This window comes from Pantoea sp. SGAir0418 (genome assembly GCF_043529865.1).
In genome coordinates this window covers 331744-348680 of sequence record NZ_CP027911.1, presented here as the reverse complement: position 1 = coordinate 348680, position 16937 = coordinate 331744, and the positions used below count along the sequence as shown (strand labels likewise).

Here is a 16937-nt window from a genome sequence, read left to right as displayed (position 1 = left end):
CAACGTATCCATGAAAATTATTATCCTCGGCGCCGGCCAGGTGGGCGGCACGCTCGCTGAAAACCTGGTGGGCGAAAACAATGACATCACCGTGGTTGATAGCGATCCCTCACGCTTACGCGTGCTGCAGGATAAGTTTGACCTGCGCGTGGTGCAGGGCCATGGTTCGCACCCGCGCGTGTTGCGTGAAGCCGGCGCCGAAGATGCGGATATGCTGGTGGCGGTGACCAGCTCTGACGAAACCAACATGATTGCCTGTCAGATTGCTTACTCGCTGTTTAACACGCCAAACCGCATTGCCCGTATCCGCGCCGCCGATTATCTGCGCGATGCGGAAAAGCTGTTCGTGCCGGAAGCGGTACCCATCGACCATTTGATCTCGCCCGAACAGCTGGTGATCGACAACATCTATCGGCTGATTCAGTACCCTGGCGCGCTGCAGGTGGTGAATTTTGCCGAGGGCAAAGTCAGCCTGGCAGTGGTCAAAGCCTATTACGGCGGACCGCTGGTGGGCAATCCGCTGTCGATCCTGCGTGAACATATGCCGCATATCGATACCCGCGTAGCCGCCATTTTCCGTCAGGATCGCCCGATCCGCCCGCAGGGATCGACGATTGTCGAAGCTGGCGATGAAGTGTTTTTTATTGCCGCCAGTCAGCATATTCGTGCGGTGATGAGCGAGATGCAGCGGCTCGAAAAGCCCTATAAACGCATTATGCTGGTCGGCGGTGGCAATATCGGCTTTGGCCTGGCGCAGCGGCTGGAGAAGCAGTACAGCGTTAAGCTGATAGAACGTAATCAGCAGCGCGCGGCTGAACTGGCTGAACATCTGCAGGATACCATCGTGTTCTATGGCGATGCCTCGGATCAGGAACTGCTGGCAGAAGAGCATGTCGATCAGGTCGATCTGTTTATCGCCGTCACTAACGACGATGAAGCCAATATCATGTCAGCGATGCTGGCCAAAAAGATGGGCGCGAAAAAAGTGATGGTACTGATCCAGCGTCGCGCCTATGTCGATCTGGTGCAGGGCAGCGTGATCGACATTGCGATCTCACCGCAGCAGGCCACAATTTCTGCGCTGCTTGGCCACGTGCGCAAAGCCGATATTGTCGGCGTCTCTTCACTGCGCCGCGGTATTGCGGAAGCCATCGAGGCCATCGCCCACGGTGATGAAACCACTTCGCGCGTGGTCGGCCGCCTGATTGAAGATATTAAACTGCCGCCGGGCACAATTATCGGCGCGGTGGTGCGTGGTGATGACGTGATCATCGCCAATGATAATGTGCGTATTGAGCAAGGCGACCACGTGATCATGTTCCTCACCGACAAAAAGTTTGTGCCGGACGTTGAGCGTCTGTTCCAGCCGAGCCCGTTCTTCCTGTAACGCGTTGTGATTGGGCTGAAGTGAGAGTGGTGTTTAATCCATTGTTATAATGGCAATTACACGAAGGTTTGTTAGACTTTAGCCATTGGCCAAGGCAAGGAGATAACAATGAGTTTATTCAAAGAGTTTCGTGATTTTGCGATGCGCGGTAACGTGGTGGACCTGGCGGTTGGTGTGATCATCGGTGCTGCGTTCGGTAAGATCGTATCGTCACTGGTTGCAAACATCATTATGCCACCGCTCGGTTTACTGATTGGCGGCGTCGACTTTAAGCAGTTTAAATGGGTACTCAAGCCAGCAGAAGGCGATATCCCAGCGGTGGTGATGGAATACGGTAACTTTATTCAGACGGTATTTGATTTCATTATCGTGGCGTTTGCTATCTTCATTGCCATCAAAGTAATGAATAAACTGTATAAAAAGAAAGAAGTGGAAAAACCAGCGCCTAAACCGACTAATGAAGAAGTGCTGCTGACCGAGATTCGCGACCTGCTTAAGCAACAAAATAATAAAGTGTGATGAATAAAAGCCGCCTGTTCAGGCGGCTTTTTTGTCACTAAAGCAGAAGGCCAGAGGTAAACACTGTTGCTTACCGCTGGCCTCCTGATTCGCTCCCTTCGCGTGTTTATCTTTACGCCGGTAGCTGCCTTTCCCCTTCTGATTACGCTCAACACGCTGGCGATACAGCGGATCGTGTAACAGGGCTTCCAGGGCGTTATCGTTAATTTTGCCTTTTCGATGCTGATAGTGACTCATATCGTCCTCCGGTTAGTGATGGCGCAACTATAGTCCCTGCACGCCAGAATTCAATCCTTGCTACAACAAATTTCAGGATGCGGATCTTCACCGGTTTCCAGTGCCTCGAGGATCGAACAGCAGGCGCTACTGTGCCGGTCGCCACAACAGGTTTCCGCCAGCCGTTGCAGTGAGCGCTGAATGGTTTGCAGTTCGCCAATCATACTGTTCACCTCATCCAGCCGTTTCGCCACGATCGCTTTTGACTCTTCACAGGTGTGATGTTCTGGATCGATGCGGATCGACAGCAGGTCGCGGATCGATTCCAGGCTGAAACCAAGCTGCCGGCCGTAACGGATAAAACGCAGGCGCTGCAGATCGTTATCGCTGTACAGGCGGAAGCCGCCCTCGGTGCGTACCTCATGATCCATCATCTGCTGCTTTTCATAAAAGCGAATGGTATCCGGCGTCACGTCCGCCAGTTTTGCCAGCTGGCCAATGCGATACATACTATTTCTCCTGCTGTAGCCGCTGACCGATCGCCGGGCGGTATTCGCCACGCAGAAAATCGGTGCTCATGCCGGCCTGCTGCAGTTTCATTTCCAGCAATGTCAGGCGCTTGGCCAGTTCGCGCGCCTCGTTGTCATCAGGATCGAGTTCGCGAAGCAAATCGCTCAGTGCCAGCGCGTCGCGGCGCATCTCCAGTTCCGGTGGGAGATAGCCGGCGTTTTTCAGCAGTCGCCAGGCACTGCGCAATTCCGCCGGCACACCACAGTCATCGTCCAGCGTGAGCGGCGCACCCTCACCAGGCAGATTGCTCAGCTCACCCTTTTCCTGCGCGGCGCGGATGTGTTGCTCAGCCAGCTGATCGATAAGCCACATAGAAACCTCCTGCAGGCATGTCTGCCAACAGCATAGCGAATGGAGGGGAAATGGGAAGAAATGACAGGCAATAAAAAACCCGCCGAAGCGGGTTTTTTACGTTACTGCAAATTACTCTGCAGCAGCTTCTGCTTGAGCTTCTGGACGATCAACCAGCTCGATGTAAGCCATCGGAGCGTTGTCACCAGCACGGAAGCCACACTTCAGAATGCGAGTGTAACCACCGGCACGGCTCGCGAAACGCGGGCCCAGCTCGTTAAACAGTTTTGCCACGATCTCGTTATCACGAGTACGGGCGAATGCCAGACGACGATTAGCTACGCTGTCGGTCTTGGCAAGAGTAATCAGCGGCTCAACTACGCGACGCAGCTCTTTGGCTTTCGGCAGAGTCGTCTTAATGATCTCATGACGAACCAGAGAACCAGCCATGTTGCGGAACATAGCCTGACGATGGCTGCTGTTGCGGTTCAGTTGACGACCACTCTTACGATGGCGCATGACCTTATCCTTCTCAGTGAAACCTTAACCTGCGATCCGGTTATTCATCAGCAATGCTTGCCGGTGGCCAGTTTTCCAGGCGCATGCCCAGAGACAGACCACGTGATGCGAGCACGTCTTTAATCTCGGTAAGAGATTTTTTACCCAGGTTAGGCGTTTTAAGCAGCTCAACCTCGGTACGCTGTACCAGATCACCGATGTAGTGGATAGCTTCTGCCTTGAGGCAGTTAGCAGAGCGGACAGTCAATTCCAGATCGTCAACAGGGCGCAGCAGGATCGGATCGAATTCTGGTTTCTCTTCTTTGACTTCCGGCTGACGTACATCACGTAAGTCAACGAAAGCTTCCAGTTGTTCTGCCAGGATGGTTGCCGCACGACGAATCGCCTCTTCAGGATCGATTGTGCCGTTGGTTTCCATTTCGATGACCAGCTTGTCCAGGTCGGTGCGCTGTTCTACACGCGCTGCTTCAACATTGTAGGCGATACGGTCTACAGGGCTGTAGCAAGCGTCAACCAACAGACGGCCGATTGGGCGCTCATCTTCTTCCGAATGAATTCGGGCAGAAGCCGGCACATAACCACGACCACGCTGAACTTTGATACGCATGCTAATAGACGCGTTTTCATCGGTCAGATGGCAGATCACATGCTGCGGCTTGACGATTTCGACATCACCGTCGTGGGTAATGTCGGCTGCAGTCACAGGGCCAATGCCAGATTTATTCAGAGTGAGGATGACTTCATCTTTACCCTGAACTCTTACCGCCAGCCCTTTCAGATTGAGCAGGATTTCCAGGATATCTTCCTGTACGCCCTCTTTGGTGGAGTACTCGTGCAGCACACCATCAATCTCAACCTCGGTCACCGCGCAACCCGGCATGGAAGAAAGCAGAATACGGCGCAGTGCGTTACCAAGAGTATGGCCAAAGCCACGCTCTAACGGCTCAAGGGTCACCTTGGCGTGCGTCGAACTTACTTGCTCGATATCTACCAGGCGCGGTTTTAGAAACTCTGTCACAGAACCCTGCATTGTGTCCTCTCTTTGGTACTAAGCTTTACTTAGAGTAAAGCTCGACGATCAGGTGTTCGTTAATGTCCGCAGACAGATCGGTACGCTCAGGAATACGCTTGAACACACCTTCCATCTTAGTCGCATCAACTTCCAGCCAGGTTGGCTTTTCACGCTGCTCAGCCAGCTCCAGAGCGGCCTTCACGCGAGATTGCTTTTTGGCTTTCTCACGGATGCTTACGACATCATTCGGAGATACCTGATAAGAAGCGATGTTAACAACGCGACCGTTTACCATTACAGATTTGTGGCTAACCAGCTGACGTGCTTCTGCACGAGTGGCACCAAAGCCCATACGGTAAACTACGTTATCCAGACGACCTTCCAGCAGAGCTAACAGGTTTTCACCGGTGTTGCCTTTCAGACGCGCTGCTTCTTTATAGTAGTTACGGAACTGACGCTCCAGCACGCCGTAGATACGACGAACTTTTTGCTTTTCACGTAACTGGCCGCCGTAATCAGACAGACGCGGTTTACGCGCACCATGCTGACCAGGGGCTTGTTCAATTTTGCACTTGGAATCAATCGCGCGAACGCCAGACTTAAGGAATAAGTCGGTGCCCTCACGACGGCTCAGCTTGAGCTTAGGACCCAAATATCTTGCCATTTTCTTTCTCCAACTAACCTAAAAAACGGAACGTTAAACGCGACGTTTTTTCGGCGGACGACAACCGTTGTGAGGGATCGGAGTCACATCAGTAATATTAGTGATGCGGAAACCAGCGGCGTTCAGAGCACGAATAGTAGATTCGCGGCCTGGACCCGGACCCTTAACCATAACTTCCAGGTTCTTAATACCGTAATCTTTCACGGCTTCTGCACAGCGCTCTGCAGCGACCTGAGCAGCAAACGGAGTAGATTTACGTGAACCGCGGAAACCGGAACCACCGGCGGTTGCCCAACCCAGTGCGTTACCCTGACGATCAGTAATAGTAACGATGGTGTTGTTAAAAGACGCATGGACATGAGCCACGCCATCTGAGACTTGTTTTCTTACACGCTTACGTGCACGAACTGGTGCCTTTGCCATTATTTACTCACCCCGATTATTTCTTGATCGGTTTACGCGGACCCTTACGGGTACGTGCGTTGGTCTTAGTACGCTGACCGCGCACCGGCAGACCACGACGATGGCGTAAACCACGGTAGCAACCAAGGTCCATCAGACGCTTGATGCTCAGGGTGATTTCACGGCGCAGATCACCTTCAACAACGAATTTACCAACTGCTTCACGCAGCTGATCAATTTGTTCTTCAGACAGCTCACTGATCTTAACATTTTCAGCGATGCCCGTTTCAGCACAGATGGCTTTAGAACGGGTTTTGCCGATACCGAAGATCGAAGTTAATGCGATAACGGTATGTTTTTGATCAGGAATGTTAATGCCTGCTATACGGGCCACTATGCACTCCTATAATTAAATAAATGCGTACCATGCTGAAAAGCCCGTTTTCAGGATACTCAAATGGAAACGCATCGACATACAAAAGATTGGCTGGCTAATCTAGCCAGCTCAACCCGACTTTGCAAGAAAAATATGTGACTTAATCAGCCCTGGCGCTGTTTATGCTTAGGCTCGGAGCTGCAGATCACACGTACGACACCGTCGCGACGAATGATTTTGCAGTTACGACATAATTTCTTGACGGAAGCACGAACTTTCATTTTTACTCTCCGTAACTTCTCAAGCTACTGAATTAACGGCCATAGCCTTTCAGGTTAGCTTTCTTCAATGCAGACTCGTACTGACTGGACATCATCAGAGTTTGCACTTGAGCCATAAAGTCCATGATGACAACCACTACAATCAGCAGCGAGGTGCCGCCAAAGTAGAAGGGAACCTTCATGGCATCACGCATGAACTCCGGGATCAGGCAGATAAAAGTAATATACAGTGCGCCGATTAAGGTCAGACGTGTCATTACTTTATCGATGTACTTCGCCGTTTGCTCTCCCGGACGAATTCCCGGTACGAATGCACCAGACTTCTTCAGGTTATCTGCTGTTTCACGCGGGTTGAAAACCAACGCCGTGTAGAAGAAACAGAAGAAGATGATTGCAGTCGCATAGAGTAGCACATAAAGCGGCTGTCCTGGCTGCAAATACAGCGAAATTGTTGTCAGCCAGTTCCAACCGGTACCGCCCCCGAACCAGGATGCTATCGTCGCCGGGAACAGGATAATGCTGGAAGCAAAGATGGCTGGGATTACGCCCGCCATGTTCACTTTCAACGGTAAATGTGTGCTCTGTGCAGCATATACACGACGACCTTGCTGACGTTTAGCGTAGTTAACCACAATGCGGCGCTGGCCACGCTCAACGAAAATAACAAAGAACGTCACTGCAAATACAAGAACTGCAACCAACAGCAACAGAAGGAAGTGCAGGTCGCCTTGCCGCGCTTGCTCGATGGTATGGCCAATGGCCGGCGGTAAACCCGCAACAATACCCGCGAAGATAATGATCGAAATACCGTTACCGATACCTCGTTCAGTAATCTGTTCGCCAAGCCACATCAGGAACATAGTTCCGGTAACCAGACTTACAACAGCGGTAAAGTAGAAAGCAAAGCCTGGATTTAATACCAGGCCCTGCATTCCAGGCATATTCGGCAGACCGGTAGCAATACCGATCGACTGGAATATAGCCAGAACCAGTGTGCCGTAGCGAGTGTACTGGCTGATCTTACGACGACCAGCTTCACCCTCTTTCTTAATCTCGGCCAACGCGGGATGAACCACCGTCAGCAGCTGGATAATAATAGAGGCCGAAATATACGGCATAATACCCAGCGCGAAGATTGAGGCACGACTGAGAGCACCACCAGAGAACATGTTAAACATTTCAATGATGGTGCCACGCTGTTGCTCAAGCAGTTTGGCAAGTACAGTGGCATCGATACCGGGGATTGGAATAAAAGAGCCAATACGGAAGACAATCAGTGCACCGATTACAAACAATAGTCTGCGCTTCAGTTCACCAAAGCCACCTTTGGCACTTTGAAAATCTAATCCCGGTTGCTTTGCCATCTGCTACTTATTCCTCGATTTTACCGCCAGCAGCTTCGATTGCAGCACGAGCACCTTTGGTGACACGCAGACCACGAATCGTAACAGGTGCAGATACTTCACCAGACAGGATCACTTTCGCGAACTCAATCTGTACACCGATGATGTTAGCTGCTTTCAGCGTGTTCAGGTCGACGATACCGCCTTCCACTTTCGCCAGATCAGACAGACGCACTTCTGCAGTCACGAATGATTTGCGCGAGGTGAAGCCGAACTTCGGCAGACGACGGTACAGAGGCATCTGACCACCCTCGAAACCACGACGTACGCCACCGCCAGAACGAGACTTCTGACCTTTGTGACCACGACCGCCGGTTTTACCGAGGCCAGAACCGATACCACGGCCCAGACGCTTGGAAGCGTGTTTAGACCCTTCGGCCGGAGACAGAGTGTTTAAACGCATCTCTTACTCCTCCACTTTCAGCATGTAAGAAATCGCGTTGATCATACCGCGTACAGCTGGCGTGTCTTCACGCTCAACGGTGTGACCAATACGACGCAGACCCAGACCAACCAGAGTGGCTTTGTGCTTAGGCAGGCGGCCGATTGAGCTACGGGTTTGTGTAATTTTGATTGTCTTAGCCATCGTGATTACCCCAGAATTTCTTCAACGGATTTACCACGCTTGGCAGCAACCATATCCGGAGACTTCATATTGCCCAGGCCGTCGATAGTTGCACGAACCACGTTGATCGGGTTGGTGGAACCATAGGCTTTAGCCAGAACGTTATGAACTCCAGCGACTTCCAGAACGGCGCGCATTGCACCGCCGGCGATGATACCGGTACCTTCAGAAGCCGGCTGCATGAACACACGAGAACCCGTGTGCGCACCTTTAACCGGGTGCTGCAGGGTGCCGTGAGTCAGCGCGACATTAACCATATTGCGACGAGCTTTTTCCATCGCTTTCTGGATCGCTGCTGGAACTTCACGCGCTTTACCGTAACCAAAACCAACGCGGCCGTTACCATCACCCACTACAGTCAGAGCGGTGAAGGAGAAAATACGACCACCTTTCACAGTTTTAGAGACACGGTTTACCGCGATCAGTTTTTCCTGCAGGTCGCCAGCTTGTTTCTCGATGTGTGCCATCTTAGACCTCTACCTTAGAACTGAAGGCCAGCTTCACGAGCAGCATCTGCAAGTGCCTGGACGCGACCATGATATTGGAAACCGGAACGGTCGAAAGAAACATCTTTGATGCCTTTTTCGATAGCGCGCTCAGCCAGAGCTTTACCTACAGCTGCAGCGGCGTCTTTGTTACCGGTATACTTCAGTTGTTCAGCGATAGCTTTTTCTACAGTAGAAGCAGCAACCAGAACTTCGGAACCGTTCGGGGCGATTACCTGTGCGTAAATGTGACGCGGGGTACGATGTACCACCAGGCGAGTAGCACCCAGCTCTTTGAGCTTGCGACGTGCACGGGTCGCACGACGGATACGAGCAGATTTCTTATCCATAGTGTTACCTTACTTCTTCTTAGCCTCTTTGGTACGCACGACTTCGTCGGCGTAACGAACACCCTTGCCTTTGTAAGGCTCAGGACGACGGTAGGCGCGCAGATCAGCTGCAACCTGACCAATCAGCTGTTTATCAGCGCCTTTCAGCACGATCTCAGTCTGAGTTGGACATTCAGCAGTGATGCCGGCCGGCAGTGCATGGTCAACCGGGTGAGAGAAGCCCAGGGCCAGACTCACAGAGTTGCCTTTAACAGCTGCACGATAACCAACACCAACCAGTTGCAGCTTCTTGGTGAAGCCTTCGGTAACACCGATAACCATGCCGTTCAGCAGCGCACGGGCAGTACCTGCCTGTGCCCAACCATCCGCATAACCTTCGCGTGGAGCGAAAGTCAGGGCGTTGTCTGCATGCTTAACTTCTACAGCACTGTTGATAGTACGAGTCAGCTCGCCGTTTTTGCCTTTGATCGAAACTTCCTGACCGTTGAGTTTTACCTCTACGCCGGCAGGAACAACGACAGGTGCTTTTGCAACACGAGACATTTTATCCTCCGATTACGCTACGTAGCAGATAATTTCGCCACCAAGACCAGCCTGGCGCGCTGCACGATCAGTCATGACACCTTTAGAGGTAGAAATTACAGCAATGCCCAGACCGGCCATAACTTTTGGCAGCTCATCTTTTTTCTTATAGATGCGCAGACCTGGACGGCTAACACGCTGAATGCTTTCTACAACAGCTTTACCCTGGAAGTACTTAAGAGTCAGTTCCAGTTCCGGCTTGATGTCGCCTTCGATTTTAAAATCTTGAATATAGCCTTCTTCCTTCAGCACGTTGGCAATTGCCACTTTCAGCTTGGAGGAAGGCATAGAGACCGCAACTTTGTTCGCGGCCTGACCGTTACGGATACGGGTCAGCATATCCGCGATCGGATCTTGCATGCTCATCTGTGTTACTCCCGTGATTCAAATGGTGACAATTACCAGCTAGCCTTTTTCAGACCCGGGATTTCACCGCGCATTGCGGCTTCACGGACCTTGATACGGCTCAACCCAAACTTCCGCAGGAAACCGTGCGGACGACCTGTCTGACGGCAGCGGTTACGCTGACGTGAAGGGCTGGAATCACGCGGCAGACTCTGCAGCTTGAGAACGGCGTTCCAACGGTCTTCGTCGGATGCGTTCACATCAGAAATGATCGCTTTCAGTTCAGCGCGTTTTGCGAAGAACTTGTCTGCTAATTTCACACGCTTAACTTCGCGTGCTTTCATAGATTGCTTAGCCATTAAGTAACCCTACCTTACTTGCGGAACGGGAAGTCAAAGGCAGCCAGCAGAGCACGGCCTTCATCATCAGATTTCGCAGTAGTGGTAATGGTGATATCCAAACCACGAACGCGATCGACTTTGTCGTAGTCGATTTCTGGGAAGATGATCTGCTCACGAACGCCCATGCTGTAGTTACCACGACCGTCGAAAGACTTCGCGGACAGACCACGGAAGTCACGGATACGCGGTACAGCAATAGTGATCAGACGCTCAAAGAACTCCCACATGCGCTCGCCACGCAGAGTTACTTTACAGCCGATCGGATAGCCCTGACGGATTTTGAAGCCTGCAACTGATTTGCGTGCTTTGGTGATCAGCGGTTTTTGACCGGAGATTGCTGCCAGGTCAGCTGCTGCGTTATCCAGCAGTTTCTTGTCAGCGATCGCTTCACCAACACCCATGTTCAGGGTGATCTTCTCGACCCGAGGGACTTGCATGACAGAATTGTAGCCAAACTCTGTCATGAGTTTCTGGACTACTTCGTCTTTGTAGTAATCATGCAGTTTCGCCATCGTACTACTCCAAATTACTTGATAGTTTCGCTGTTAGACTTGAAGAAACGGACTTTTTTACCGTCTTCGAATCTAAAGCCTACACGGTCAGCCTTGCCGGTTGCCGCATTGAAGATTGCAACGTTAGAAACCTGAATAGCAGCTTCTTTTTCAACGATGCCGCCTGGTTGGTTCAGAGCCGGAACCGGCTTCTGGTGTTTCTTAACCAGGTTGATACCTTCAACGATGACCTTACCAGAAGTCAGGACATTCTTTACTTTACCGCGTTTACCTTTGTCTTTACCGGTAAGCACGATAACTTCGTCGTTACGACGGATTTTCGCTGCCATTGTTCGCTCCTTAGAGTACTTCTGGTGCCAGAGAGATAATTTTCATGAACTTTTCAGTACGAAGTTCACGAGTTACCGGCCCAAAAATACGCGTTCCGATAGGCTGCTCGCTGTTATTGTTCAGAATAACGCATGCATTACCATCGAAGCGAATGACAGAACCGTCCGGGCGACGAACACCCTTCCTGGTGCGCACCACTACCGCTTTCAGGACATCACCTTTTTTCACCTTGCCACGCGGAATTGCTTCCTTGATGGTCACTTTGATGATATCGCCGACGCCTGCGTAGCGACGGTGCGAGCCACCCAGAACCTTGATACACATTACGCGACGTGCACCGGAGTTGTCGGCGACGTTCAGCATAGTCTGTTCTTGGATCATTTTAGTGCTCCGCTAATGTCAACTACTACTTCGGGACCCAAACCTCAGGTCGTTAAAAAGCCCCATAATTGAGGGCGCGGCATTATAACACCGGTTCTCGCAGATGGGTAGAAAAAATGAACGGCTCCATAGAGCCGTTCATTTTGTTTTTAGAGGAAGCGGATTCTATTACAGAATCGCTTTCTCTACAACGCGAACCAGAGTCCAGGACTTAGTCTTGGACAGTGGACGGGTTTCGCGGATTTCAACCACGTCACCAATACCACACTCGTTGTTCTCGTCATGGATGTGCAGCTTAGTCGTACGCTTAATGAATTTACCGTAGATCGGGTGCTTCACGAAACGCTCGATAGCAACAACAGCAGATTTCTGCATTTTGTCACTAACAACACGACCCTGCAGAGTACGGATTTTATCGGTCATTACGCCGCCTTCTCAGTCAGTAAAGTCTTAACGCGTGCAACATCACGGCGAACTTGCTTCAGCAGATGGGTCTGCTGCAGCTGGCCAGATGCTGCCTGCATGCGCAGGTTAAACTGCTCGCGCAGGAGGTTAAGCAGCTCAGTGTTCAGCTCTTCAACGCTTTTTTCACGCAGCTCAGTTGCTTTCATTACATCACCGTCTTAGTTACAAAGGTGGTTTTGATAGGCAGTTTTGCTGCTGCCAGCTTGAATGCTTCACGGGCCAGCTCTTCCGGTACACCGTCCATTTCATACAGGACTTTACCAGGCTGGATCAGGGCAACCCAATACTCCACGTTACCCTTACCTTTACCCATACGCACTTCCAGCGGCTTCTCGGTGATTGGTTTGTCCGGGAATACACGGATCCAAATCTTACCTTGACGCTTAACTGCACGGGTCATAGCACGACGTGCTGCTTCGATCTGACGAGCAGTCAGACGACCACGGCCAACAGCTTTCAGACCGAAAGTACCGAAGCTAACATCCGTACCCTGCGCCAGACCGCGGTTACGGCCTTTGTGCACTTTACGGAATTTCGTACGCTTTGGTTGTAACATCAGCGACTCTCCTTACTTACGGCCTTTACGCTGCTGCTTTTTAGGTTGAGCAGCCGGTTCCGGTTGTTCAACAGCAGCCATACCACCCAGAATCTCACCTTTGAAGATCCATACCTTAACGCCGATTACACCATAAGTGGTGTGCGCTTCAGAGGTGTTGTAGTCAATGTCAGCACGCAGAGTGTGCAGCGGTACACGACCTTCACGGTACCATTCGGTACGTGCGATCTCAGCACCGCCCAGACGGCCGCTAACTTCAACTTTGATACCTTTAGCGCCCAGACGCATTGCGTTCTGTACAGCACGCTTCATCGCACGACGGAACATCACACGACGCTCCAGCTGTGAAGTGATGCTGTCAGCAACCAGTTTTGCGTCCAGTTCCGGTTTACGGACTTCGGCGATATTGATCTGTGCAGGAACGCCAGCGATGTTCGCTACGACCGTGCGCAGTTTTTCAACGTCTTCACCTTTTTTACCGATAACGATACCCGGGCGAGCGGTGTGAATGGTCACACGGATGCTCTTAGCCGGACGCTCGATAACGATGCGAGATACAGACGCTTTTGCCAGTTCTTTGTTCAGGAACTGACGTACTTTAAAGTCGCTGTCCAGGTTGTCAGCGAATTCTTTGGTGTTCGCAAACCAGGTAGAGTTCCATGGTTTTACAATACCCAGGCGAATACCATTAGGATGTACTTTCTGACCCATTGCTAGTCTCCAGAGTCTCAGCGATCGGACACAACCACAGTAATGTGGCTGGTGCGCTTCAGGATGCGATCTGCACGACCTTTAGCACGCGGCATAATGCGCTTCATGCTAGGGCCTTCATCTACGAAAATTTTCGCAACTTTCAGATCGTCGATATCAGCGCCATCGTTGTGTTCGGCGTTAGCAATGGCAGATTCCAGGACTTTCTTAACCAGTACAGCCGCTTTCTTGTTGGTGTAAGTCAGAATATCCAGAGCCTGCGACACTTTCTTACCGCGAATCAGGTCAGCAACAAGGCGAACCTTCTGAGCAGAAGAACGAGCATGGCGATGTTGAGCAATAGTTTCCATCTCTTCCTCCTACTTATTTCTTCTTGGCTTTCTTATCAGCAGCGTGGCCGCGATAAGTACGTGTCGGTGCAAATTCACCCAGCTTGTGGCCGACCATTTCGTCGGAAACAAAGACAGGAACGTGCTGACGACCATTATGGACAGCGATGGTCAAACCGATCATGTTAGGGAAGATCGTTGAACGACGGGACCAAGTGCGCAGGGGCTTCTTGTCACCGCTTTCCACCGCTTTCTCTACCTTCTTCAGCAAGTGCAGGTCAATAAAAGGACCTTTCTTGAGAGAACGTGGCATGGCTTATCCTCTAAAATTATTTGCTACGGCGACGTACGATAAATTTATCAGTACGCTTGTTGCTACGGGTCTTCTTACCTTTGGTCTGAACGCCCCACGGAGTTACCGGGTGCTTACCAAAGTTACGACCTTCACCACCACCGTGCGGGTGATCGACTGGGTTCATCGCAGTACCGCGAACGGTAGGACGAACACCACGCCAACGGGTTGCACCGGCTTTACCCAGAACGCGCAGCATGTGCTCAGCGTTACCGACTTCGCCCAGGGTTGCGCGGCAGTCAGCTTCGACTTTACGCATTTCGCCTGAACGCAGACGCAGGGTAACGTAGGAACCTTCACGCGCAACGATCTGCACGTAAGCACCAGCAGAACGGGCAATCTGACCGCCTTTACCTGGTTTCATTTCTACGTTATGCACGGTTGAACCAACCGGGATGTTACGCATCGGCAGGGTGTTACCTGCTTTGATCGCAGCATCAACGCCAGACTGAATCTGGTCGCCAGCTTTCAGGCCTTTAGGGGCCAGGATGTAACGGCGCTCGCCATCTTTGTACAGAACCAGTGCGATGTTCGCAGAACGGTTCGGATCGTACTCAAGACGCTCAACAACTGCCGGGATACCATCTTTGTTGCGTTTGAAGTCAACAATACGGTAAGCCTGCTTGTGACCACCACCGATATGACGGGTAGTGATACGACCATTGTTGTTACGACCACCGGATTTGCTGTTTTTTTCAACCAGCGCGGCAAAAGGCTTGCCTTTGTGCAGCTCAGGGTTCACCACTTTAACAACGTGACGACGACCCGGAGATGTCGGTTTACATTTAACAACTGCCATTGTCTTTCTCCTCCGACTTACTCAGCGCCGCCGACGAAGTCCAGGTTCTGGCCTTCTTTCAGGGTGACGTAAGCTTTTTTCCAGTCGCTACGACGACCGATACGCTGTCCGTGACGCTTAACTTTACCCTTAACAACCAGGGTGTTTACGTCTTTCACTTCTACTTCGAACAGTTTCTCAACAGCAGCAACGATCTCTGCTTTGGTCGCGTCTTTGGCAACTTTGAGAACGATGGTATTGGTTTTTTCCATCGCGGTTGATGCTTTTTCAGATACGTGCGGCGCGCGCAGTACTTTCAGCAGACGTTCTTCACGGATCATGCCAGCATCTCCTCAACTTGCTTAACTGCTTCTGCAGTCATAACGACTTTGTCGAAGGCGATCAGGCTAACTGGGTCGATACCCGCTGCATCACGCACGTCAACCTTGTACAGGTTACGCGCAGCCAGGAACAGATTCTCATCCAGTTCACCGGTGATGATCAGCACGTCTTCCAGCGCCATGTCTTTCAGTTTCTGTACCAGCAGCTTAGTTTTAGGCGCTTCAACAGAGAACGACTCGACAACGATCAGACGGTCCTGACGTACCAGCTCGGACAGGATGCTTTTCAGCGCGCCGCGGTACATCTTTTTGTTAACTTTTTGACTGTGGTCCTGTGGACGCGCAGCGAAGGTCACGCCACCTGAACGCCAGATCGGGCTCTTGATAGAACCTGAACGCGCACGGCCGGTGCCTTTCTGACGCCATGGCTTTTTGCCTGAACCAGTTACTTCAGCACGAGTTTTCTGCGCGCGAGTACCCTGACGAGCACCTGCAGCGTAAGCAACAACAACCTGGTGAACCAGCGCTTCGTTGAAATCACGACCGAAGGTAGTTTCGGAAACAGTCAGCGCGCTCTGCGCGTCTTTCAGTACTAATTCCATTGCTATCCCCTTACGCCTTCACAGCTGGTTTAACAATCAGGTCGCTGCCGGTTGCACCCGGGACAGCACCTTTGACCAGCAGCAGGTTGCGCTCAGCGTCAACACGTACTACTTCCAGGCTCTGAACGGTTACGCGCTCATTACCCAGCTGACCAGCCATTTTCTTGCCTTTGAACACTTTGCCCGGAGTCTGGTTCTGACCGATAGAACCCGGAACGCGGTGAGACAAGGAGTTACCGTGTGTAGCGTCCTGGGTACGGAAGTTCCAGCGCTTAACGGTACCTGCGAAACCTTTACCTTTAGAGGTACCGGTAACGTCTACTTTTTTAACGTCAGCGAAAATTTCAACACTGATGCTCTGGCCAACAGAGTATTCTTCACCTTCGGTGCGGAATTCCCACAGACCACGGCCAGCTTCAACGCCAGCTTTAGCAAAATGACCTGCTTCCGGCTTACCAACACGGTTTGCTTTTTTTGCACCGGTGGTAACCTGGATCGCCTGGTAACCATCGTTTTCCAGACCTTTGACCTGGGTAACGCGGTTTGCTTCAACTTCGATTACGGTTACTGGGATTGAAACGCCTTCTTCAGTGAAGATGCGCGTCATGCCCACTTTTTTACCGACTAAACCAATCATTGTATCAACCTCTCAATCGCTCGATGACCTGATTAACCCAGGCTGATCTGCACGTCAACACCGGCAGCCAGATCCAGACGCATCAGAGCATCAACGGTTTTTTCAGTTGGCTCAACGATGTCTACCAGACGCTTGTGAGTGCGGATTTCGTACTGATCACGCGCATCTTTGTTAACGTGCGGAGAGATCAGAACGGTGAAGCGCTCTTTGCGAGTCGGCAGCGGGATCGGACCACGTACCTGCGCACCAGTGCGCTTGGCAGTCTCGACGATTTCCGCGGTTGATTGATCGATCAGGCGATGATCAAACGCTTTAAGACGGATACGGATTCTTTGGTTCGACATGAGACCAAGGCTCCAAACATTTTATAAACGAAAAAAATTACTACCCGCACCCATTACGATTGATGGGGGAGTGTAATCGTTCAGCATATAACTCCCCAATCGGGAGTATTGTCAGGCGATACACTAATCGCTATCGCCTGCGATTCTGCTCGAATCGCGCCACACCAATAT

33 protein-coding genes are annotated in these 16937 nt (G+C 51.4%); 2 read left to right on the top strand and 31 right to left on the bottom strand.

Features of this window, described 5'->3' with window-relative positions:
* The first annotated feature begins 10 nt into the window (after window positions 1–10).
* On the top strand, window positions 11–1387 hold the full coding sequence (gene trkA, locus C1N84_RS01610; protein ID WP_021508228.1) for a Trk system potassium transporter TrkA: 1377 nt from the start codon (window positions 11–13) through the stop codon (window positions 1385–1387).
* Between the two features lie 108 nt (window positions 1388–1495).
* Window positions 1496–1906 carry a large-conductance mechanosensitive channel protein MscL gene (gene mscL, locus C1N84_RS01605; RefSeq protein WP_021508227.1) on the top strand — a complete coding sequence of 137 codons (411 nt, stop codon included), beginning with the start codon at window positions 1496–1498 and terminating at the stop codon, window positions 1904–1906.
* An 18-nt stretch (window positions 1907–1924) separates the two neighbouring features.
* Here mscL and C1N84_RS01600 read toward each other — a convergent pair whose 3' ends face one another.
* The 31 genes from C1N84_RS01600 to rpsJ all read right to left on the bottom strand — a co-directional run bounded on the left by C1N84_RS01600 (window position 1925) and on the right by rpsJ (window position 16766).
* Window positions 1925–2143: an alternative ribosome-rescue factor A gene (locus C1N84_RS01600; RefSeq protein WP_021508226.1), complete on the bottom strand. Its 219-nt coding sequence runs from the start codon at window positions 2141–2143 to the stop codon at window positions 1925–1927.
* 50 nt (window positions 2144–2193) lie between these two features.
* Entirely contained in the window at window positions 2194–2631 is a 438-nt protein-coding gene (gene zntR / locus C1N84_RS01595) for a Zn(2+)-responsive transcriptional regulator (protein ID WP_021508225.1), read from the bottom strand.
* Between the two features lies 1 nt (window position 2632).
* Window positions 2633–3004, bottom strand: a complete 372-nt coding sequence (locus C1N84_RS01590) for a DnaJ family domain-containing protein (protein ID WP_150360732.1) — start codon at window positions 3002–3004, stop codon at window positions 2633–2635.
* A gap of 111 nt (window positions 3005–3115) precedes the next feature.
* A complete protein-coding gene (rplQ, locus tag C1N84_RS01585) occupies window positions 3116–3502 on the bottom strand; it encodes a 50S ribosomal protein L17 (RefSeq protein ID WP_003850180.1) in 387 nt (128 codons plus the stop codon).
* 40 nt (window positions 3503–3542) lie between these two features.
* A complete protein-coding gene (locus C1N84_RS01580; RefSeq protein ID WP_007891688.1) occupies window positions 3543–4532 on the bottom strand; it encodes a DNA-directed RNA polymerase subunit alpha in 990 nt (329 codons plus the stop codon).
* Window positions 4533–4557: 25 nt separating this feature from the next.
* Window positions 4558–5178, bottom strand: a complete 621-nt coding sequence (rpsD, locus tag C1N84_RS01575; RefSeq protein WP_010618555.1) for a 30S ribosomal protein S4 — start codon at window positions 5176–5178, stop codon at window positions 4558–4560.
* A 33-nt stretch (window positions 5179–5211) separates the two neighbouring features.
* Window positions 5212–5601, bottom strand: coding sequence for a 30S ribosomal protein S11 (gene rpsK / locus C1N84_RS01570; protein ID WP_004160563.1), 390 nt, complete (start codon window positions 5599–5601; stop codon window positions 5212–5214).
* Between the two features lie 16 nt (window positions 5602–5617).
* Window positions 5618–5974 carry a 30S ribosomal protein S13 gene (gene rpsM, locus C1N84_RS01565; protein WP_021508223.1) on the bottom strand — a complete coding sequence of 119 codons (357 nt, stop codon included), beginning with the start codon at window positions 5972–5974 and terminating at the stop codon, window positions 5618–5620.
* A 146-nt stretch (window positions 5975–6120) separates the two neighbouring features.
* Window positions 6121–6237: a 50S ribosomal protein L36 gene (gene rpmJ / locus C1N84_RS01560; protein WP_071813610.1), complete on the bottom strand. Its 117-nt coding sequence runs from the start codon at window positions 6235–6237 to the stop codon at window positions 6121–6123.
* 32 nt (window positions 6238–6269) lie between these two features.
* Window positions 6270–7601 (bottom strand): preprotein translocase subunit SecY, encoded by a 1332-nt coding sequence (secY, locus tag C1N84_RS01555; RefSeq protein ID WP_021508222.1) that lies wholly within the window; start codon window positions 7599–7601, stop codon window positions 6270–6272.
* Window positions 7602–7608: 7 nt separating this feature from the next.
* Window positions 7609–8043: a 50S ribosomal protein L15 gene (rplO, locus tag C1N84_RS01550; protein WP_021508221.1), complete on the bottom strand. Its 435-nt coding sequence runs from the start codon at window positions 8041–8043 to the stop codon at window positions 7609–7611.
* A gap of 3 nt (window positions 8044–8046) precedes the next feature.
* Window positions 8047–8226 (bottom strand): 50S ribosomal protein L30, encoded by a 180-nt coding sequence (gene rpmD / locus C1N84_RS01545; RefSeq protein ID WP_013510758.1) that lies wholly within the window; start codon window positions 8224–8226, stop codon window positions 8047–8049.
* Window positions 8227–8231: 5 nt separating this feature from the next.
* Window positions 8232–8732: a 30S ribosomal protein S5 gene (gene rpsE / locus C1N84_RS01540; RefSeq protein WP_010618560.1), complete on the bottom strand. Its 501-nt coding sequence runs from the start codon at window positions 8730–8732 to the stop codon at window positions 8232–8234.
* A gap of 14 nt (window positions 8733–8746) precedes the next feature.
* Window positions 8747–9100, bottom strand: coding sequence for a 50S ribosomal protein L18 (gene rplR, locus C1N84_RS01535; RefSeq protein ID WP_013510760.1), 354 nt, complete (start codon window positions 9098–9100; stop codon window positions 8747–8749).
* Window positions 9101–9109: 9 nt separating this feature from the next.
* On the bottom strand, window positions 9110–9643 hold the full coding sequence (gene rplF, locus C1N84_RS01530) for a 50S ribosomal protein L6 (protein WP_007891676.1): 534 nt from the start codon (window positions 9641–9643) through the stop codon (window positions 9110–9112).
* A 12-nt stretch (window positions 9644–9655) separates the two neighbouring features.
* Window positions 9656–10048, bottom strand: coding sequence for a 30S ribosomal protein S8 (gene rpsH, locus C1N84_RS01525; protein WP_021508220.1), 393 nt, complete (start codon window positions 10046–10048; stop codon window positions 9656–9658).
* A gap of 32 nt (window positions 10049–10080) precedes the next feature.
* Window positions 10081–10386, bottom strand: coding sequence for a 30S ribosomal protein S14 (gene rpsN / locus C1N84_RS01520; RefSeq protein ID WP_010618564.1), 306 nt, complete (start codon window positions 10384–10386; stop codon window positions 10081–10083).
* A 14-nt stretch (window positions 10387–10400) separates the two neighbouring features.
* The gene (gene rplE, locus C1N84_RS01515) at window positions 10401–10940 is read right to left on the bottom strand and encodes a 50S ribosomal protein L5 (protein ID WP_013510763.1); all 540 of its coding nucleotides are present in this window, start codon (window positions 10938–10940) and stop codon (window positions 10401–10403) included.
* 14 nt (window positions 10941–10954) lie between these two features.
* The gene (rplX, locus tag C1N84_RS01510; protein WP_021508218.1) at window positions 10955–11269 is read right to left on the bottom strand and encodes a 50S ribosomal protein L24; all 315 of its coding nucleotides are present in this window, start codon (window positions 11267–11269) and stop codon (window positions 10955–10957) included.
* Between the two features lie 10 nt (window positions 11270–11279).
* Window positions 11280–11651: a 50S ribosomal protein L14 gene (gene rplN / locus C1N84_RS01505; RefSeq protein WP_006120590.1), complete on the bottom strand. Its 372-nt coding sequence runs from the start codon at window positions 11649–11651 to the stop codon at window positions 11280–11282.
* Window positions 11652–11819: 168 nt separating this feature from the next.
* Entirely contained in the window at window positions 11820–12074 is a 255-nt protein-coding gene (gene rpsQ, locus C1N84_RS01500; RefSeq protein WP_010618568.1) for a 30S ribosomal protein S17, read from the bottom strand.
* Window positions 12074–12262: a 50S ribosomal protein L29 gene (gene rpmC / locus C1N84_RS01495; RefSeq protein ID WP_021508217.1), complete on the bottom strand. Its 189-nt coding sequence runs from the start codon at window positions 12260–12262 to the stop codon at window positions 12074–12076. Before rpmC ends, rpsQ begins: the two co-directional genes overlap by 1 nt.
* The gene (gene rplP, locus C1N84_RS01490; protein WP_002438716.1) at window positions 12262–12672 is read right to left on the bottom strand and encodes a 50S ribosomal protein L16; all 411 of its coding nucleotides are present in this window, start codon (window positions 12670–12672) and stop codon (window positions 12262–12264) included. The genes rpmC and rplP overlap by 1 nt, the downstream gene beginning before the upstream one ends.
* A 12-nt stretch (window positions 12673–12684) precedes the next feature.
* On the bottom strand, window positions 12685–13383 hold the full coding sequence (gene rpsC, locus C1N84_RS01485) for a 30S ribosomal protein S3 (RefSeq protein WP_021508216.1): 699 nt from the start codon (window positions 13381–13383) through the stop codon (window positions 12685–12687).
* Window positions 13384–13400: 17 nt separating this feature from the next.
* Window positions 13401–13733, bottom strand: coding sequence for a 50S ribosomal protein L22 (gene rplV / locus C1N84_RS01480; protein WP_007891659.1), 333 nt, complete (start codon window positions 13731–13733; stop codon window positions 13401–13403).
* 13 nt (window positions 13734–13746) lie between these two features.
* Window positions 13747–14025: a 30S ribosomal protein S19 gene (gene rpsS / locus C1N84_RS01475; RefSeq protein ID WP_001138115.1), complete on the bottom strand. Its 279-nt coding sequence runs from the start codon at window positions 14023–14025 to the stop codon at window positions 13747–13749.
* A gap of 16 nt (window positions 14026–14041) precedes the next feature.
* Window positions 14042–14863 (bottom strand): 50S ribosomal protein L2, encoded by an 822-nt coding sequence (gene rplB / locus C1N84_RS01470; protein WP_010618573.1) that lies wholly within the window; start codon window positions 14861–14863, stop codon window positions 14042–14044.
* 17 nt (window positions 14864–14880) lie between these two features.
* The gene (gene rplW / locus C1N84_RS01465; RefSeq protein ID WP_010618574.1) at window positions 14881–15183 is read right to left on the bottom strand and encodes a 50S ribosomal protein L23; all 303 of its coding nucleotides are present in this window, start codon (window positions 15181–15183) and stop codon (window positions 14881–14883) included.
* Entirely contained in the window at window positions 15180–15785 is a 606-nt protein-coding gene (rplD, locus tag C1N84_RS01460; RefSeq protein ID WP_021508215.1) for a 50S ribosomal protein L4, read from the bottom strand. The genes rplW and rplD overlap by 4 nt, the downstream gene beginning before the upstream one ends.
* Before the next feature lie 10 nt (window positions 15786–15795).
* Window positions 15796–16422, bottom strand: a complete 627-nt coding sequence (gene rplC, locus C1N84_RS01455) for a 50S ribosomal protein L3 (RefSeq protein WP_021508214.1) — start codon at window positions 16420–16422, stop codon at window positions 15796–15798.
* A gap of 32 nt (window positions 16423–16454) precedes the next feature.
* Entirely contained in the window at window positions 16455–16766 is a 312-nt protein-coding gene (rpsJ, locus tag C1N84_RS01450) for a 30S ribosomal protein S10 (RefSeq protein ID WP_006120582.1), read from the bottom strand.
* Window positions 16767–16937 lie beyond the last annotated feature (171 nt).

Excerpts from the sequence above, each read along its gene's own strand:
- mscL (WP_021508227.1), top strand. The coding sequence starts at position 1,496 with ATGAGTTTATTCAAAGAGTTTCGTGATTTTGCGATGCGCGGTAACGTG.
- rplC (WP_021508214.1), bottom strand. The coding sequence starts at position 16,422 with ATGATTGGTTTAGTCGGTAAAAAAGTGGGCATGACGCGCATCTTCACT.
- rpmJ (WP_071813610.1), bottom strand. The coding sequence starts at position 6,237 with ATGAAAGTTCGTGCTTCCGTCAAGAAATTATGTCGTAACTGCAAAATC.
- rplQ (WP_003850180.1), bottom strand. The coding sequence starts at position 3,502 with ATGCGCCATCGTAAGAGTGGTCGTCAACTGAACCGCAACAGCAGCCAT.
- rpsH (WP_021508220.1), bottom strand. The coding sequence starts at position 10,048 with ATGAGCATGCAAGATCCGATCGCGGATATGCTGACCCGTATCCGTAAC.
- rplD (WP_021508215.1), bottom strand. The coding sequence starts at position 15,785 with ATGGAATTAGTACTGAAAGACGCGCAGAGCGCGCTGACTGTTTCCGAA.
- rplB (WP_010618573.1), bottom strand. The coding sequence starts at position 14,863 with ATGGCAGTTGTTAAATGTAAACCGACATCTCCGGGTCGTCGTCACGTT.
- rplW (WP_010618574.1), bottom strand. The coding sequence starts at position 15,183 with ATGATCCGTGAAGAACGTCTGCTGAAAGTACTGCGCGCGCCGCACGTA.
- rplR (WP_013510760.1), bottom strand. The coding sequence starts at position 9,100 with ATGGATAAGAAATCTGCTCGTATCCGTCGTGCGACCCGTGCACGTCGC.
- zntR (WP_021508225.1), bottom strand. The coding sequence starts at position 2,631 with ATGTATCGCATTGGCCAGCTGGCAAAACTGGCGGACGTGACGCCGGAT.
- rpmC (WP_021508217.1), bottom strand. The coding sequence starts at position 12,262 with ATGAAAGCAACTGAGCTGCGTGAAAAAAGCGTTGAAGAGCTGAACACT.
- rplX (WP_021508218.1), bottom strand. The coding sequence starts at position 11,269 with ATGGCAGCGAAAATCCGTCGTAACGACGAAGTTATCGTGCTTACCGGT.
- rpsJ (WP_006120582.1), bottom strand. The coding sequence starts at position 16,766 with ATGTCGAACCAAAGAATCCGTATCCGTCTTAAAGCGTTTGATCATCGC.
- rpsQ (WP_010618568.1), bottom strand. The coding sequence starts at position 12,074 with ATGACCGATAAAATCCGTACTCTGCAGGGTCGTGTTGTTAGTGACAAA.
- rplE (WP_013510763.1), bottom strand. The coding sequence starts at position 10,940 with ATGGCGAAACTGCATGATTACTACAAAGACGAAGTAGTCCAGAAACTC.
- rpsK (WP_004160563.1), bottom strand. The coding sequence starts at position 5,601 with ATGGCAAAGGCACCAGTTCGTGCACGTAAGCGTGTAAGAAAACAAGTC.
- rpsE (WP_010618560.1), bottom strand. The coding sequence starts at position 8,732 with ATGGCACACATCGAGAAACAAGCTGGCGACCTGCAGGAAAAACTGATC.
- rplO (WP_021508221.1), bottom strand. The coding sequence starts at position 8,043 with ATGCGTTTAAACACTCTGTCTCCGGCCGAAGGGTCTAAACACGCTTCC.
- secY (WP_021508222.1), bottom strand. The coding sequence starts at position 7,601 with ATGGCAAAGCAACCGGGATTAGATTTTCAAAGTGCCAAAGGTGGCTTT.
- rpsS (WP_001138115.1), bottom strand. The coding sequence starts at position 14,025 with ATGCCACGTTCTCTCAAGAAAGGTCCTTTTATTGACCTGCACTTGCTG.
- C1N84_RS01600 (WP_021508226.1), bottom strand. The coding sequence starts at position 2,143 with ATGAGTCACTATCAGCATCGAAAAGGCAAAATTAACGATAACGCCCTG.
- C1N84_RS01580 (WP_007891688.1), bottom strand. The coding sequence starts at position 4,532 with ATGCAGGGTTCTGTGACAGAGTTTCTAAAACCGCGCCTGGTAGATATC.
- rpmD (WP_013510758.1), bottom strand. The coding sequence starts at position 8,226 with ATGGCTAAGACAATCAAAATTACACAAACCCGTAGCTCAATCGGCCGC.
- rpsD (WP_010618555.1), bottom strand. The coding sequence starts at position 5,178 with ATGGCAAGATATTTGGGTCCTAAGCTCAAGCTGAGCCGTCGTGAGGGC.
- trkA (WP_021508228.1), top strand. The coding sequence starts at position 11 with ATGAAAATTATTATCCTCGGCGCCGGCCAGGTGGGCGGCACGCTCGCT.
- rplF (WP_007891676.1), bottom strand. The coding sequence starts at position 9,643 with ATGTCTCGTGTTGCAAAAGCACCTGTCGTTGTTCCTGCCGGCGTAGAG.
- rplN (WP_006120590.1), bottom strand. The coding sequence starts at position 11,651 with ATGATCCAAGAACAGACTATGCTGAACGTCGCCGACAACTCCGGTGCA.
- rplP (WP_002438716.1), bottom strand. The coding sequence starts at position 12,672 with ATGTTACAACCAAAGCGTACGAAATTCCGTAAAGTGCACAAAGGCCGT.
- rplV (WP_007891659.1), bottom strand. The coding sequence starts at position 13,733 with ATGGAAACTATTGCTCAACATCGCCATGCTCGTTCTTCTGCTCAGAAG.
- rpsC (WP_021508216.1), bottom strand. The coding sequence starts at position 13,383 with ATGGGTCAGAAAGTACATCCTAATGGTATTCGCCTGGGTATTGTAAAA.
- C1N84_RS01590 (WP_150360732.1), bottom strand. The coding sequence starts at position 3,004 with ATGTGGCTTATCGATCAGCTGGCTGAGCAACACATCCGCGCCGCGCAG.
- rpsN (WP_010618564.1), bottom strand. The coding sequence starts at position 10,386 with ATGGCTAAGCAATCTATGAAAGCACGCGAAGTTAAGCGTGTGAAATTA.